Source organism: Streptomyces hygroscopicus subsp. hygroscopicus (assembly GCF_030269125.1).
Classification (GTDB): domain Bacteria; phylum Actinomycetota; class Actinomycetes; order Streptomycetales; family Streptomycetaceae; genus Streptomyces; species Streptomyces hygroscopicus_C.
In genome coordinates this window covers 344,769-359,260 of the sequence record NZ_BSSM01000008.1, presented here as the reverse complement: position 1 = coordinate 359,260, position 14,492 = coordinate 344,769, and the positions used below count along the sequence as shown (strand labels likewise).

The following is a 14,492-nucleotide window of genomic DNA, read 5'->3' as shown; positions in this document are numbered from 1 at the left end:
CTTGATGGGGTAAGGCTCCCAGTAGACGACTGGGTTGATAGGCCGGATCTGGAAGCCAGGTAACTGGTGGAGGTGACCGGTACTAATAGGCCGAGGGCTTGTCCTCAGTTGCTCGCGTCCACTGTGTTGGTTCTGAAACCACGAGCGGCCATTGTGTTGGTTGTCAGTTTCATAGTGTTTCGGTGGTTATAGCGTTAGGGAAACGCCCGGTTACATTCCGAACCCGGAAGCTAAGCCTTTCAGCGCCGATGGTACTGCAGGGGGGACCCTGTGGGAGAGTAGGACGCCGCCGAACTCCTTTTACAGCTCCGGCTCTTGGGCACCTGCCCGAGAGCCGGAGCTTTTTTGCGTTGGGGTAAAGTCAGGGAGCATCGTTGGCTCGTTTCCCACAGGAGGCCCCCGGGTGGAGGTCCAGGAGACCCGTGTCCAGACGGACCGGGTCCTCACCATCCCCAACATCCTCAGCATGGCGCGGCTCGTCGGCGTACCGGTGTTCCTGTGGTTGATCCTCAGGCCGGAGTTCGGGGGCCCGAAGAGCGATGGCTGGGCCCTTCTCGTGCTGGCCTTCAGCGGAGTCAGCGACTACCTGGACGGCAAGCTCGCCCGCCGCTGGAACCAGATCAGCAGCCTGGGCCGGCTCCTCGACCCGGCCGCCGACCGGCTCTACGTGCTCTCCACGCTGGTCGGCCTCACCTGGCGGGAGATCCTCCCGGTCTGGCTGACCGCCCTGCTGCTCGCCAGGGAGCTGATGCTCCTGGTGATGGTGGGCATCCTCCGCCGGCACGGCTATCCGCCGCCCCAGGTCAACTTCCTCGGGAAGGCGGCCACGTTCAACCTCATGTACGCCTTCCCGCTCCTGCTCCTCAGCGACGGAAGTGGTTGGATCGCGTCACTGGCCGCTGTTTTCGGATGGGCGTTCGCCGGGTGGGGTACAACGCTCTACTGGTGGGCAGGAGTGCTCTACGTGGTACAAGTCCGCCGTTTGGTCCGCGCGGACGCCATGGCCGATTGAGCTCGGCGATTGTCCTGACGTAACGCCTCGATGGCCCGCGGTGCAAAAGTGCGGGACAATCTGGACGGGTGAAGTCGGCTAGACCGTCGTCTCTCAGAGGAGGACGCTTCCGACATGAAGGCCGTCGTGATGGCCGGAGGTGAAGGCACCCGCCTTCGCCCCATGACCTCAAGCATGCCCAAGCCGCTCCTGCCCGTGGTGAACCGCCCGATCATGGAGCACGTGCTACGGCTGCTCAAAAGGCACGGGCTCACCGAGACCGTCGTCACCGTGCAGTTCCTTGCCTCGCTCGTCAAGAACTACTTCGGTGACGGCGAAGAGCTCGGAATGGAGCTCACATACGCCAATGAGGAGAAGCCACTCGGTACCGCCGGAAGCGTCAAGAACGCCGAAGAGGCGTTGAAGGACGATGCCTTCCTCGTCATCTCCGGTGATGCCCTGACCGACTTCGACCTCACGGAGCTGATCAATTTCCACAAGGAGAAGGGCGCGCTCGTCACGGTCTGTCTGACCCGCGTGCCGAACCCCCTGGAATTCGGCATCACCATCGTCGACGAGGAAGGCAAGGTCGAGCGCTTCCTGGAAAAGCCGACCTGGGGACAGGTCTTCTCCGACACCGTCAACACGGGCATCTACGTGATGGAGCCCGAAGTCTTCGACTACGTAGAAGCCGATGTTCCGGTCGACTGGTCCGGCGATGTCTTCCCGCAGCTGATGAAGGAGGGCAAGCCGATCTACGGCTTTGTCGCCGAGGGCTACTGGGAGGACGTCGGCACGCACGAGAGCTATGTCAAGGCCCAGGCCGACGTCCTTGAGGGCAAGGTCAACGTCGACATCGACGGGTTCGAGATCTCCCCGGGCGTCTGGGTGGCCGAGGGCGCCGAGGTGCACCCCGACGCCGTACTGCGCGGGCCCCTGTACATCGGCGACTACGCCAAGGTCGAGGCCGGCGCGGAGATACGCGAGGACTCCGTCGTCGGCTCGAACGTCGTCGTCAAGAGCGGCGCCTTCCTGCACAAGGCCGTCGTCCACGACAACGTCTACGTCGGTCAGCACAGCAATCTGCGCGGCTGCGTCGTCGGCAAGAACACCGACATCATGCGGGCCGCCCGGATCGAGGACGGGGCGGTCATCGGCGACGAGTGCCTGATCGGCGAGGAGTCGATCGTGCAGGGCAACGTGCGGGTCTATCCCTTCAAGACCATCGAGGCCGGCGCCTTCGTCAACACCTCGGTGATCTGGGAGTCCCGGGGTCAGGCGCATCTCTTCGGTGCCCGCGGGGTGTCCGGCATCCTGAACGTGGAGATCACGCCCGAGCTGGCGGTCCGCCTCGCCGGGGCGTACGCGACCACGCTCAAGAAGGGCTCCACGGTCACCACCGCCCGTGACCACTCCCGAGGCGCCCGTGCGCTCAAGCGCGCGGTCATCTCCGCTCTGCAGGCGAGCGCCATCGACGTACGCGACCTGGAGAACGTGCCGCTGCCGGTGGCCCGCCAGCAGACCGCGCGGGGAAGCGCCGGCGGCATCATGATCCGCACCACGCCCGGCGTCCCGGACTCCGTCGACATCATGTTCTTCGACGGACAGGGCGCCGACCTGTCCCAGGGCGGCCAGCGGAAGCTGGACCGGGTGTTCGCGCGCCAGGAGTACCGGCGGGCGTTCCCCGGTGAGATCGGCGACCTGTACTTCCCGTCCAGCGTCTTCGACTCGTACACCGGGTCGCTGCTGCGCAACGTCGACACCAGCGGGATCCCCGACTCCGGCATGAAGGTCGTCGTGGACGCCTCCAACGGCAGCGCCGGGCTGGTGCTGCCCAGCCTGCTGGGCAAGCTCGGGGTGGACTCCCTGACCATCAACCCGGGCCTCGACGAGGCCAGGCCCACCGAGACCGCCGAGATGCGGCGCAGCGGCCTGGTGCGCCTCGGTGAGATCGTCGCGTCCTCGGGCGCCGCCTTCGGGGTGCGCTTCGACCCGGTCGGCGAGCGGCTGTCGCTCGTGGACGAGAAGGGCCGGATCATCGAGGACGACCGGGCGCTGCTGGTGATGCTGGACCTGGTGGCCGCGGAGCGGCGCAGCGGACGGGTGGCGCTGCCCGTCACCACGACCCGCATCGCCGAGCAGGTGGCCGCCTACCACGGCACCCAGGTCGAGTGGACCACGACGTCGCCGGACGACCTCACTCGTGTGGGTGGCGAGGAGGGCACCATCTTCGGCGGTGACGGCAAGGGCGGGTTCATCATCCCCGAGTTCGGTAGCGTGTTCGACGGCACGGCCGCGTTCGTGCGGTTGATCGGGCTCGTGGCGCGGACCCAGCTCACCCTGAGCCAGATCGACGCGCGGATCCCTCGGGCGCACGTGCTGAAGCGGGACCTGGCGACGCCGTGGGCGGTCAAGGGCCTGGTGATGCGCCGGGTGGTCGAGGCGGCCGGGGACCGTTCCGTCGACACCACCGACGGCGTGCGGGTCGTGGAGACCGATGGGCGCTGGGTGATGGTGCTGCCCGATCCGGCCGAAGCGGTCACCCACCTGTGGGCCGAGGGTCCGGACGACGCCTCCGCGCAGGCCCTGCTGGACGAGTGGTCGGGCGTCGTGGACAGCGCCGGACGGTAACCGCTCCAGGGCTGCTCCAAGGCCGCTTCGACATCGCTCCAGGGCTCCCCGATCCCGCGGCGGGATCGGCGGGGCCCTGGAGTGGCAGCGTCCCGTAGCAGGTCAGGGCCCCAAAAGCGCCGCAGGTGCGCGTGCCGGACAAGTGTCCGCCAAGGGGGCCTGTCCGGCACGCTGGTGGGGCCGTTCGGAGGTATGGCGCGCGACATGCGACGATGTGCGGCATGCCGCAGCAACCCCCCGTTCGGAGCAGCGCCGCGCGGCCGCGCCGCCCGGACGCCTCCATGTCGTTGATCACCAACGTCATGGACCACAGCCTCGACGACGGGTACGCCGAGGCCGCCGCCCGGAAGAAGTCCTGGGGCGAGGGCGGCCTGCCGAAGACCCTGAGGGCGAAGCTGGGCCTCGCGGGCGGCCTCGTCCTCGCGGCGCTGGTGGTGACCGTGGGGGCGGCACAGGCGCGGGTGGCGGCGCCCGTGGTGGCCAAGGAGCGCCAGGAGCTGATCGACCGCGTCGACAAGGAGACGGGGGACGCGGACAAGCTCCAGAGCAGCGTCGACAAGCTCCGTGACGACGTCAGCGCGCGCCAGCGCGCGGCGCTGAGGTCGAGCGGCGGCAGCGCCGAGGCGGACCTGGTGGGCATGCTGTCGGGCGCCACCGAGGTGCACGGTCCGGGCGTCAAGCTCGTCGTGAACGACGCCAAGGAGGCCAGCACCGGCGGTGACGGCACCAACCCGCGGGAGACCGCCGGGTTCTCCGACACCGGCCGGGTGCGCGACCGTGACCTGCAGCGCGTGGTCAACGGGCTGTGGGCGTCGGGCGCGGAGGCCGTGTCGATCAACGGACAGCGGCTGACCGCCCTGTCGGCGATCAGGGCCGCGGGAGACGCGATCCTGGTCGACAACAGGCCGCTCGTGCCGCCGTACACCGTGCTCGCGGTGGGTGACGGGCCCCGGCTGAGCAGTGGCTTCCAGAACGGCGCCGACGGGCTGTATCTGCACGCCCTGGAGCAGAACTACGGCATCCGCGCCACCATCTCCACCGAGCCCGACGTCCGGCTGCCCGCGGCGCCGAGTGTGATCGTACGAACGGCGAAGCCGGGCACCGAGAGCACCGACAAGACCGAGAAGAACAAGAAGACGGAGAAGGGCACATCGTGATCGCCGTACTGGGCCTCGTCGTGGGAGTCGTGGCCGGCCTGTTGGTCCGGCCCGAGGTTCCGGCGGTCGTGGAGCCTTATCTGCCGATCGCCGTCGTCGCGGCGCTGGACGCCGTGTTCGGGGGTCTGCGGGCCATGCTGGACGGCATTTTCGACGACAAGGTCTTCGTCGTGTCGTTCCTGTCGAACGTGGTCGTGGCGGCCCTGATCGTGTTCCTGGGCGACAAGCTGGGCGTGGGCGCGCAGCTGTCCACGGGCGTCGTGGTCGTCCTCGGTATCCGCATCTTCTCCAACGCCGCGGCGATCCGACGGCACGTCTTCCGGGCGTGAGACGATGAGCGACCAGCACCACGGCCCCGAGCACGAGGGCCAGGAGAACCATCGCGACGAGCACGGCGCTCACGGGCGCGACGGTCATGGACACCACGGCCCCGCGCACGGCGGCAGGGAGCACGGCGAGCACGCGGGCCGACCGGGCGACCGGCTGCGCAAGGAACTGCCGGCCGAGGTGCCCGCTCCGGCGCCCGGGTCCGCGCGGGAGCCCGCTCCGCGGCCGGACGACGCGATGACCGGCCGTCAGCGGCTCGTCCAGGGCCTGTGGCCGCCGCGCGTCACCCGGCCCCAACTCATAGTCGCCCTGCTCCTGTTCGGCCTCGGTTTCGGCCTGGCCGTGCAGGTGGCGTCCAACAGCGACACCGACAGCGCGCTGCGCGGCGCACGCCAGGAAGATCTTGTTCGCATCCTGGATGAACTGGATTCGCGTACTCAGCGTCTTGAGGACGAGAAGCAGGGACTCGAAAAGCAGCGGTCGGAGCTCCAGAGCAGTTCCGATCGGGCCGCGGAGGCACGCAGGCAGACCGCCGAGAAGGAACGGCAACTCGGCATCCTGGCGGGCACCGTGGCGGCCCAGGGTCCCGGCATCACCATGACGATCGAGGACACGAAGGGGACGGTCCAGGCGGACATGCTGCTCGACACCATCCAGGAGCTGCGCGCCGCCGGCGCGGAGGCGATCCAGGTCAACGGCGTGCGCGTGGTGGCCGGCACCTACTTCGCGGACGCGGGCAAGAGCGTGAGCGTGGACGGGAACAAGATCAACGCCCCTTATCGTTTCAAGGTCATCGGCAAACCGCAGGATCTCGAGCCGGCGCTGAACATCCCGGGAGGCGTGGTGCAGACTCTGGAGAAGGAGCAGGCCACCGTATCCGTCACACAGTCGGGCAAGATCGTCGTGGACGCCTTGCGGCAGGCGAAGCAGCCTGACTACGCTCGGTCGTCCTCCCGGTGAACCGGCGGTGCATGGGGCCGGTCCCGCAGGGGCATGAGGTTGCGGGGGGTCGGCGCACCGACGAGGTGACGCGTGGTGGAAACTGTCTGGTGGGCACGGACGTTGTGAGGGTGTCCGGGTCGGCCGGTGTCGGCAATCAGGGTTCGTCCTGCCCCACGGGCGGGTCTGTTTCGGTCAAGGGGAATCGCCCGTGAAGTTGTTTGCGAAGTGGTTCGGCAAGAGCGCGCGAGAGGGTGGCGAGAACGCGACCGCCCGCCATCGCGCACAGCCTGACGCACAGGGTCAGCGGCCGTTGTTCCGGGATCAGGTGGCTGGTCCGGGCGGTGACATTTCGGGAGGCCAGGGCGCGCCGTCAGTTGACCCTGCCCACTCCGGCGGCATAGGTTTCGGGCAACCGTCAACCTCAAGTACGGGTGGAGACTTTGCTCCCGGCCCGTACGCGTCCAATGCCCCGGCGGGGCAGCCGCGGCAGGAGGATCCGTCCATGTCGGTCCTGGTGTGTACGAGGTGCGGTAACCGCAACGCGGAGAACGCCCGCTTCTGTTCCAACTGCGGTGCGCCGCTGCGTCCCGGAGTCTCGCCCGAGCGCGCCTCCGAGACGACCTCCACGATCTCGATCTCCGGTCTCGAGGCCTACGACGCGGAGGCGACCGGGCAGACGCCCATGCCGCTGCTGTCGCCGGAGGCGCAGGCCGCGGTGGACGCGCTGCCGGCGGGCTCGGCCCTGCTGGTGGTGCGCCGTGGCCCGAACTCGGGCAGCCGCTTCCTGCTCGACGGCGACCTGACCACGGCCGGCCGTCACCCGCAGAGCGACATCTTCCTGGACGACGTGACCGTCTCGCGCCGGCACGTGGAGTTCCGCCGCTCGCCGGACGGTTCGTTCACGGTCGCCGACGTGGGCAGCCTGAACGGCACGTACGTCAACCGCGAACCGATCGACCAGGTCGCCCTCCAGAGCGGCGACGAGGTGCAGATCGGCAAGTACCGGCTGGTGTTCTACCCGAGCCGGCAGGTCATCTGACCCGCCTCCGGACAGGCTCCGGGGGCAACCCAGGGAAGGTCCATGCTTCAAACACCGAGCGGCGGTGCCGGAAGCGGTACCGCCGCCAGGGACAGTGGGCTGATGAGTATCGGCACGGTGCTGAACGTGCTGCGCGAGGAGTTCCCCGAAGTCACCATCTCCAAGATCCGGTTCCTGGAGGCGGAGGGGCTCATCGAGCCGCAGCGGACCCCCTCGGGGTACCGGAAGTTCAGCGCCGGTGACGTCGAGCGCCTCGGACACGTCCTGAGAATGCAGCGGGACCACTATCTGCCGCTCAAGGTGATCCGCGAGCACCTGGACGCCATGGAGCGGGGCGAGGCCGTCCCGCTGCCCGTGGTCGGGCGCCAGCGCGCCGGGGAGGACGCCCCGGAGGTGCAGGAGGGGCCCACGGTGGCCCGGGTCCGCCGGGCGGAACTGCTGGCGGCCGCGGACGTCGGCGACGCCGAGCTGGCGGAGTGGGAGTCGTACGGGCTCCTGGTCCCGCTGGCGGACGGGTCGTACGACGCGGAGGCCGTCACCGTGGCCACGCTCGTGGCCGAACTGGGGCGCTTCGGGATCGAGCCCCGTCACCTGCGGGTGATGAAGGCCGCCGCCGACCGGGAGGCCGGCCTGGTCGACCAGGTGGTGGCCCCGCTCAAGCGCCACCGCAACCCGCAGACCAGAGCGCTCGCCGAGGCCCGTACGAAGGAGCTGGCCGCGCTCACCATGAAGCTGCACGCGGCGCTCGTGAAGACCGCCCTGGGCGTGCGTCTTCCCTGACCCGGTGGTGCTCCGCCGGGGGCCGGATCGGGCAGCTGTTCCCGGCCCGACTACCCAAACATCCCGGGCACGGCCTAGGGTTGCTGTGTGAACGAGCTCGATGTCGTAGGTGTCCGGGTCGAAATGCCCTCCAACCAACCGATCGTGCTCCTGCGCGAAGTGGGGGGCGACCGTTACCTCCCGATCTGGATCGGTCCGGGGGAGGCGACGGCGATCGCCTTCGCCCAGCAGGGCATGGCCCCGGCCAGGCCGCTGACCCACGACCTGTTCAAGGACGTGCTGGAGGCCGTCGGCCAGGAGCTGACCGAGGTACGCATCACCGACCTTCGGGAAGGCGTCTTCTACGCGGAGCTGGTCTTCGCCAGTGGGGTCGAGGTCAGCGCCCGCCCCTCCGACGCCATAGCGCTGGCCCTGCGCACCGGCACGCCGATCTACGGCAGCGACACGGTGCTGGACGACGCGGGGATCGCCATCCCGGACGAGCAGGAGGACGAGGTGGAGAAGTTCCGCGAGTTCCTCGACCAGATCTCGCCCGAGGACTTCGGCAGCAGCAACCAGTGAGGGCCGGCGGCCTGGCCGCCGACGAGTGGCCTCGGGGCTCCGCCCGGAGTGCCGTGCGGAGTCCTCGGCGACCGGTTCCCCGGGCAATTGCCAGCGGCGATCGAGAGCGTCCTACGGGTCCCCGCGAGGGCATTCGGCTAGCCTTTCCCCGCGGTGGGACACGGGAAACCACTCCTTGGGTGATTATCACTCGGCGTGCCGAGTGTGGCGATCGTTGACGCACCCCTGGTGACTGCCTACCGTCGAGAAGGCAGGTCAAGGACGGAGGTCGGCGTGAGAACCAGCGGCGACGGTACGGCTGGGGGTGCTCCCGTGCGCGGTTTCGGGGAGAGCGGTCCGTACCCGGTTCACAGCAGCGCGGTGGATCACGCTCCGCAGCGGCCGACGGCGGTGCCGGGCGGCGAAGGGGCGGCATCCATGACGTCCGAGGAGATCGGCTACCGGGGCCCCACGGCCTGTGCGGCGGCCGGCATCACGTACCGGCAGCTCGACTACTGGGCGCGCACGGGCCTGGTCGAGCCGAGCGTGCGGCCCGCGTACGGATCGGGCACGCAGCGTCTCTACAGCTTCCGGGACGTCGTCGTCCTGAAGATCGTCAAGCGGTTCCTGGACACCGGGGTATCGCTGCAGAACATCCGATCGGCCGTGCAGCACCTTCGGGAGCGCGGTTTCCGCGACCTGGAGCGCATGACGCTCATGAGCGACGGCGCGACGGTGTACGAGTGCACCTCGCCGGACGAGGTCCACGCCCTGCTCCAGGGCGGCCAGGGAATCTTCGGTATCGCGGTCGGCGTGGTGTGGCGGGACGTGGAGAACGCCCTGTCCCAGTTGCACGGCGAGCGCGTCGACACCGGCGAGACGCTGGTCGGTCACAACCCGGCGGACGAGCTGGCGCGGCGCCGCAACCGGGCGGTCTGAAAGCCTTGTGAACCAGTCCTGACGCGCTGTCCCGACGCGGCGGGCGTCCGGCGCCGTCGCGTTGTCAGTGCCGTGGTGCAGGATCGGAGACGTGAGGAACGCGCCCACGATCCTGCATCTCGACATGGATGCCTTCTACGCCTCGGTGGAGCAGGCGTCCAAGCCGAGCCTGCGCGGAAAGGCGGTCGTGGTGGGCGGCCTCGGGCCGCGCGGGGTGGTGGCCACGGCGTCGTACGAGGCGCGGGCCTTCGGGGTGCACTCCGCGATGCCCATGGCCCAGGCGCGGCGGCTGGCGCCCAACGCCGCGTACCTGGTGCCGCGCTTCAGTCTGTACCGGGCGGTCAGCGAGCAGGTGATGGCGCTGCTGCGGGAGCTGTCGCCGCTGGTGGAGCCGTTGAGCCTGGACGAGGCGTTCGTGGACCTGGCGGCCTCGGGCACCGCCTCGGACGCGGAATCGGCGCGGCGGACGGGGGTGCGGCTGCGCGAGGACATCCGTGCCGTCACGGGGCTCACGGGCTCGGTGGGGCTCGCCGCGTCCAAGATGCTCGCGAAGATCGCCTCCGAGCGGGCCAAGCCGGACGGCCTGGTGCTCATCGAGCCGGGGACCGAGCGGGCGCTGCTCGGGCCGCTGTCGGTGCGGACCCTGCCGGGGGTGGGCCCGGCCACGGGCGACCATCTGCGGCGGGCCGGGATAACCACCGTGGAGGAGCTGGCCGAGGCGGGCGAGGACGAACTGGTACGACTGGTCGGCAAGGCGCACGGGCACGCGCTGTACGCCATGGCGCTCGCGCGGGACGAACGGCCCGTGGTGGCCGAACGCGAGGCCAAGTCGGTGTCGGTCGAGGACACGTACGACGTGGACATCCACGACCGGCCGCGGATCGGACTCGAGGTGCGGCGGCTCGCGGACCGCTGCGTGCGGAGGCTGCGCGAGGCGGGACTGTCCGGGCGGACGATCGTGCTGAAGGTGCGGCGGTACGACTTCTCGACGCTGACCCGTTCCGAGACGCTGCGGGGGCCCACGGACGACCCGGCGGTCGTACGGGAGGCGGCCGAGCGGTTGCTGGAGTCCGTGGACACGACGGGTGGGGTACGGCTGCTCGGCGTCGGCGTCTCCGGGCTCGCCGACTACACCCAGGAAGACCTCTTCGCCCAGGCGGCGAGACCCTCGCCGGCGGTATCGGCCGCGGACGACCCGCTGCCCGAGCCGGCCGCTCCGTCCCCCGCCCCCGGGCTCCCGCACTGGCGCGCGGGCCAGGACGTCCTGCACGCCGAGTTCGGCCATGGGTGGGTCCAGGGGAGCGGGGTGGGCCGGGTGACGGTGCGCTTCGAGACCCCCCAGTCCCCTCCGGGACGCATCCGGACCTTCCTGGTCACCGACCCCGCCCTCCGGCCGGCGGACCCACTGCCCCTGGTTCTTCCCCCGGCCCCGGTCACGCGGAACGAGCCGGAACGCCGGGCGGTGGGCCGGCAGGGCTATGTCTCCTCGGAGCCGGCCAGCTTGCCGAAGTCGTGGTCCGGAGCCGGGCCGGGAGCCACGTCGAGGCCGTAGTGGTGGTAGAGCTGGAGTTCCTGTTCGGGGGAGAGGTGGCGGCCCACGCCGAAGTCGGGGGCGTCCTTGATCAGGGAGCGGTCGAAGGGGACGTGGAGGGTGCCCTCGACGAGTTCGCTGGGTTCCAGCGGGACGAAGGCGTCGCGGGAGAAGAGGCCGGTGCGTATGGCCGCCCATTCGGGGACGCCCGTGGCGTCGTCCAGGTACACCTCGTCGATGGTGCCGATCTTGGTGCCATTGCGGTCGAACGCCTTGCGGCCGATCAGGTTGCGCGGATCGATGTCGGTCTGCACGGTCCCTCTCCCTCCAATTGGTCGCAACTCATCCGTAAGCACTACGAAAGAGCACATTCACTGCGGCGGCCACTTGAGGATCGGGCCGTTGACCTCGCTGGTAGGCTGAATGCGGCTGCTGACCCCGTGCGGGAGAGTCCTCCGACCCACCTCGGAGGCGCCGAAGGAGCAAATCCTCCCCGGAATCTCTCAGGCTCACGTACCGCACGGACGAGGTCACTCTGGAAAGCAGGGCGGGTGTCGACGGCTTCCGCTCTCACCGACGGTGAAAGCCGGCGTGCCGACGGGCGCCCGGTGAAGCTCTCAGGTCGAGATGACAGAGGGGGAGGCCGTCCGGGCACCCGCGCCGTGGTGCCCTTCGAAGGTCGCGTCAGACCAGGAGGCCTCCGCCATGACCGCCCATCGTATTCCGCTCTCCGAGCTCGAAGCGGGCATCCCCTTCGAACAGCGCCACATCGGGCCCGACCAGGAGGCGCGGGCCAAGATGCTCGCGCAGGTCGGCTACGGGTCCCTCGACGAGCTGACCGCGGCCGCGGTCCCCGATGTGATCAAGAACGCCGACGCCCTCGACCTGCCGGGCGCCCGGACCGAGGCCGAGGTGCTGGCCGAGCTGCGCTCGCTCGCCGACCGCAACCAGGTCCTCGGCTCCATGATCGGCCTGGGGTACTACGGCACCTTCACTCCGCCGGTGATCCTGCGCAACGTCCTGGAGAACCCGGCCTGGTACACGGCCTACACGCCCTACCAGCCGGAGATCTCCCAGGGCCGCCTGGAAGCGCTGCTGAACTTCCAGACCATGGTCGCCGACCTGACCGGGCTCCCCACCTCCGGCGCCTCCCTCCTCGACGAGGGCACCGCGGCCGCCGAGGCCATGGCGCTGTCCCGGCGCATGGGCAAGAACAAGAAGGGCCTCTTCCTGGTCGACGCGGACGCCCTGCCGCAGACCATCGCCGTCATCCGGACGCGCGCCGAACCGACCGGCGTCGAGGTCGTCGTCGCCGACCTCGGCGCGGGCATCCCGGCCGACATCGCCGCCCGTGACATCAACGGCGTGCTCGTCCAGTACCCCGGCGCCTCCGGTGCCGTACGGGACATCAAGCCGGTGATCGAGCAGGCCCACGAGCTGGGCGCGCTCGTCACCGTCGCCGCCGACCTGCTCGCCCTGACCCTGCTGACCTCCCCGGGCGAGCTGGGCGCCGACATCGCCGTCGGCAGCACCCAGCGCTTCGGCGTCCCGATGGGCTTCGGCGGTCCGCATGCCGGCTACATGGCGGTGCACGAGAAGTTCGCCCGCAGCCTGCCCGGCCGCCTGGTCGGCGTCTCCGTCGACGCCGACGGCAACAAGGCGTACCGGCTGGCCCTCCAGACCCGTGAGCAGCACATCCGCCGCGAGAAGGCCACCAGCAACATCTGTACCGCACAGGTGCTGCTCGCCGTCATGGCCGGCATGTACGCCGTCTACCATGGCCCCGAGGGCCTGCGGACCATCGCCCGGCGCACCCACCGCTACGCGACCCTCCTCGCCGAGGGCCTGAGGGCCGGGGGCGTGGAGATCACGCACGGCGCCTTCTTCGACACGGTCACTGCGCGCGTGCCCGGCAGGGCCGCCGAGGTCGTCGCCGCCGCCCGGGACAAGGGCGTGAACCTGTACCTGGCCGACGCCGACCACGTCTCCGTGGCCTGTGACGAGACCACCACCCGGGAGCGGCTGGCCACCGTCTGGGCCGCCTTCGGCGTCGAGGCCGACATCGAGGCGCTGGACGCTGTCGCCGCCGACGCGCTGCCCGCGGCGCTGCTGCGCGGTGACGACTACCTCGCCCACCCGGTCTTCCACCAGTACCGCTCCGAGACCGCGATGCTGCGCTACCTGCGCAAGCTGGCCGACCGCGACTACGCGCTCGACCGCGGCATGATCCCGCTGGGCTCCTGCACCATGAAGCTCAACGCGACCACGGAGATGGAGCCCATCACCTGGCCCGAGTTCGGCGAGCTGCACCCGTTCGCGCCCGCCGAGCAGGCCGCCGGCTTCCTCACGCTCATCCACGAGCTGGAGGACCGCCTCGCCGAGGTCACCGGCTACGACAAGGTCTCCCTCCAGCCGAACGCCGGCTCCCAGGGCGAGCTGGCCGGTCTGCTCGCCGTGCGCGGCTACCACCGCGCCAACGGCGACGAGCAGCGCACCGTCTGCCTCATCCCGTCCTCCGCGCACGGCACCAACGCCGCGAGCGCCGTGATGGCCGGCATGAAGGTCGTCGTCGTCAAGACCGCCGAGGACGGCGAGATCGACGTCGAGGACCTGCGGGCCAAGATCGAGCAGCACCGCGACGAGCTGGCCGTGCTGATGATCACCTACCCGTCGACGCACGGTGTGTTCGAGGAGCACGTCGCCGACATCTGCGCCCGGGTGCACGAGGCCGGTGGCCAGGTGTACGTCGACGGCGCCAACCTGAACGCCCTGGTGGGCCTCGCCAAGCCGGGTCACTTCGGCGGCGACGTCTCGCACCTGAACCTGCACAAGACCTTCTGCATCCCGCACGGCGGCGGCGGCCCCGGCGTCGGCCCGGTCGCGGTCCGCTCCCACCTCGCGCCGTACCTGCCCAACCACCCGCTCCAGCCGGCGGCCGGCCCGGAGACCAGCCTGGGCCCGGTCTCGGCCGCGCCGTGGGGCTCCGCGGGCATCCTGCCGATCTCGTGGGCGTACGTCCGCCTGATGGGCGGCGAGGGCCTCAAGCGGGCCACCCAGGTGGCCGTGCTGTCCGCGAACTACATCGCCAAGCGCCTGGAGCCGCACTTCCCGGTGCTCTACACCGGCCCCGGCGGCCTGGTCGCGCACGAGTGCATCATCGACCTGCGCCCGCTGACCAAGGCGACCGGCGTGAGCGTGGACGACGTGGCCAAGCGCCTGATCGACTACGGCTTCCACGCGCCGACCATGTCCTTCCCGGTGGCCGGCACGCTGATGATCGAGCCGACCGAGTCGGAGGACATCATCGAGCTGGACCGGTTCTGCGACGCGATGATCGCCATCCGCGGGGAGATCGAGAAGGTCGGCTCCGGCGAGTGGCCCGCGGAGGACAACCCGCTGCACCACGCCCCGCACACGGCGGGCGCGCTCGGCGGCGAGTGGACGCACGCCTACAGCCGTGAGGAGGCCGTCTTCCCGGCCGGTGTCTCGGTGGCCGACAAGTACTGGCCGCCGGTGCGCCGCATCGACCAGGCCTTCGGCGACCGCAACCTGGTCTGCTCCTGCCCGCCGCTGGACGCTTACGAGGACTGACCGAGCCGTGCCCCGGCCGAGGGC

At 70.0% G+C, this 14,492-nt stretch carries 12 protein-coding genes, 2 rRNA genes and 1 riboswitch; of the genes, 13 read left to right on the top strand and 1 reads right to left on the bottom strand.

Features of this window, described 5'->3' with window-relative positions; all coding sequences use genetic code 11:
• The 12 genes from QSK45_RS20330 to QSK45_RS20275 form a co-directional block, all read left to right on the top strand.
• A 23S ribosomal RNA gene (locus tag QSK45_RS20330) occupies positions 1-106 on the top strand; the annotation flags it as partial.
• A 72-nt stretch (positions 107-178) separates the two neighbouring features.
• Positions 179-295, top strand: a 5S ribosomal RNA gene (rrf, locus tag QSK45_RS20325).
• A 108-nt stretch (positions 296-403) separates the two neighbouring features.
• A complete protein-coding gene (gene clsA, locus QSK45_RS20320) occupies positions 404-1,012 on the top strand; it encodes a cardiolipin synthase ClsA (RefSeq protein ID WP_285558860.1) in 609 nt (202 codons plus the stop codon).
• 114 nt (positions 1,013-1,126) lie between these two features.
• On the top strand, positions 1,127-3,622 hold the full coding sequence (locus tag QSK45_RS20315) for a mannose-1-phosphate guanyltransferase (RefSeq protein ID WP_285558858.1): 2,496 nt from the start codon (positions 1,127-1,129) through the stop codon (positions 3,620-3,622).
• Positions 3,623-3,843: 221 nt separating this feature from the next.
• Positions 3,844-4,779, top strand: a complete 936-nt coding sequence (locus QSK45_RS20310) for a DUF881 domain-containing protein (RefSeq protein WP_285558856.1) — start codon at positions 3,844-3,846, stop codon at positions 4,777-4,779.
• Positions 4,776-5,108, top strand: a complete 333-nt coding sequence (locus tag QSK45_RS20305; protein ID WP_003988855.1) for a small basic family protein — start codon at positions 4,776-4,778, stop codon at positions 5,106-5,108. The genes QSK45_RS20310 and QSK45_RS20305 overlap by 4 nt, the downstream gene beginning before the upstream one ends.
• Before the next feature lie 4 nt (positions 5,109-5,112).
• Entirely contained in the window at positions 5,113-6,066 is a 954-nt protein-coding gene (locus tag QSK45_RS20300) for a DUF881 domain-containing protein (protein ID WP_285558854.1), read from the top strand.
• Between the two features lie 190 nt (positions 6,067-6,256).
• Positions 6,257-7,087, top strand: a complete 831-nt coding sequence (locus QSK45_RS20295; protein WP_285558852.1) for an FHA domain-containing protein — start codon at positions 6,257-6,259, stop codon at positions 7,085-7,087.
• A gap of 42 nt (positions 7,088-7,129) precedes the next feature.
• Positions 7,130-7,867: a transcriptional regulator FtsR gene (gene ftsR, locus QSK45_RS20290; RefSeq protein ID WP_285558850.1), complete on the top strand. Its 738-nt coding sequence runs from the start codon at positions 7,130-7,132 to the stop codon at positions 7,865-7,867.
• A gap of 87 nt (positions 7,868-7,954) precedes the next feature.
• On the top strand, positions 7,955-8,428 hold the full coding sequence (locus QSK45_RS20285; RefSeq protein WP_030833746.1) for a bifunctional nuclease family protein: 474 nt from the start codon (positions 7,955-7,957) through the stop codon (positions 8,426-8,428).
• A 273-nt stretch (positions 8,429-8,701) separates the two neighbouring features.
• Positions 8,702-9,346, top strand: a complete 645-nt coding sequence (locus tag QSK45_RS20280; RefSeq protein WP_285558845.1) for a MerR family transcriptional regulator — start codon at positions 8,702-8,704, stop codon at positions 9,344-9,346.
• Between the two features lie 91 nt (positions 9,347-9,437).
• On the top strand, positions 9,438-10,898 hold the full coding sequence (locus QSK45_RS20275) for a DNA polymerase IV (protein ID WP_285558843.1): 1,461 nt from the start codon (positions 9,438-9,440) through the stop codon (positions 10,896-10,898).
• On the opposite strand, the gene QSK45_RS20270 is transcribed toward QSK45_RS20275, so the two are convergent.
• Positions 10,823-11,191, bottom strand: a complete 369-nt coding sequence (locus QSK45_RS20270) for a PRC-barrel domain-containing protein (protein ID WP_285558842.1) — start codon at positions 11,189-11,191, stop codon at positions 10,823-10,825. The genes QSK45_RS20275 and QSK45_RS20270 overlap by 76 nt on opposite strands.
• Positions 11,192-11,310: 119 nt before the next feature.
• Positions 11,311-11,406, top strand: a riboswitch (glycine riboswitch).
• A gap of 176 nt (positions 11,407-11,582) precedes the next feature.
• On the opposite strand from QSK45_RS20270, the gene gcvP reads away from it, so the two are divergent.
• Complete coding sequence (gene gcvP, locus QSK45_RS20265; protein WP_285558841.1) at positions 11,583-14,468, top strand: aminomethyl-transferring glycine dehydrogenase; 2,886 nt, start codon at positions 11,583-11,585, stop codon at positions 14,466-14,468.
• Positions 14,469-14,492 lie beyond the last annotated feature (24 nt).

Coding starts and splice junctions, on each gene's coding strand:
- QSK45_RS20300 (WP_285558854.1), top strand. CDS start 5,113: ATGAGCGACCAGCACCACGGCCCCGAGCACGAGGGCCAGGAGAACCAT.
- QSK45_RS20310 (WP_285558856.1), top strand. CDS start 3,844: ATGCCGCAGCAACCCCCCGTTCGGAGCAGCGCCGCGCGGCCGCGCCGC.
- QSK45_RS20315 (WP_285558858.1), top strand. CDS start 1,127: ATGAAGGCCGTCGTGATGGCCGGAGGTGAAGGCACCCGCCTTCGCCCC.
- ftsR (WP_285558850.1), top strand. CDS start 7,130: ATGCTTCAAACACCGAGCGGCGGTGCCGGAAGCGGTACCGCCGCCAGG.
- gcvP (WP_285558841.1), top strand. CDS start 11,583: ATGACCGCCCATCGTATTCCGCTCTCCGAGCTCGAAGCGGGCATCCCC.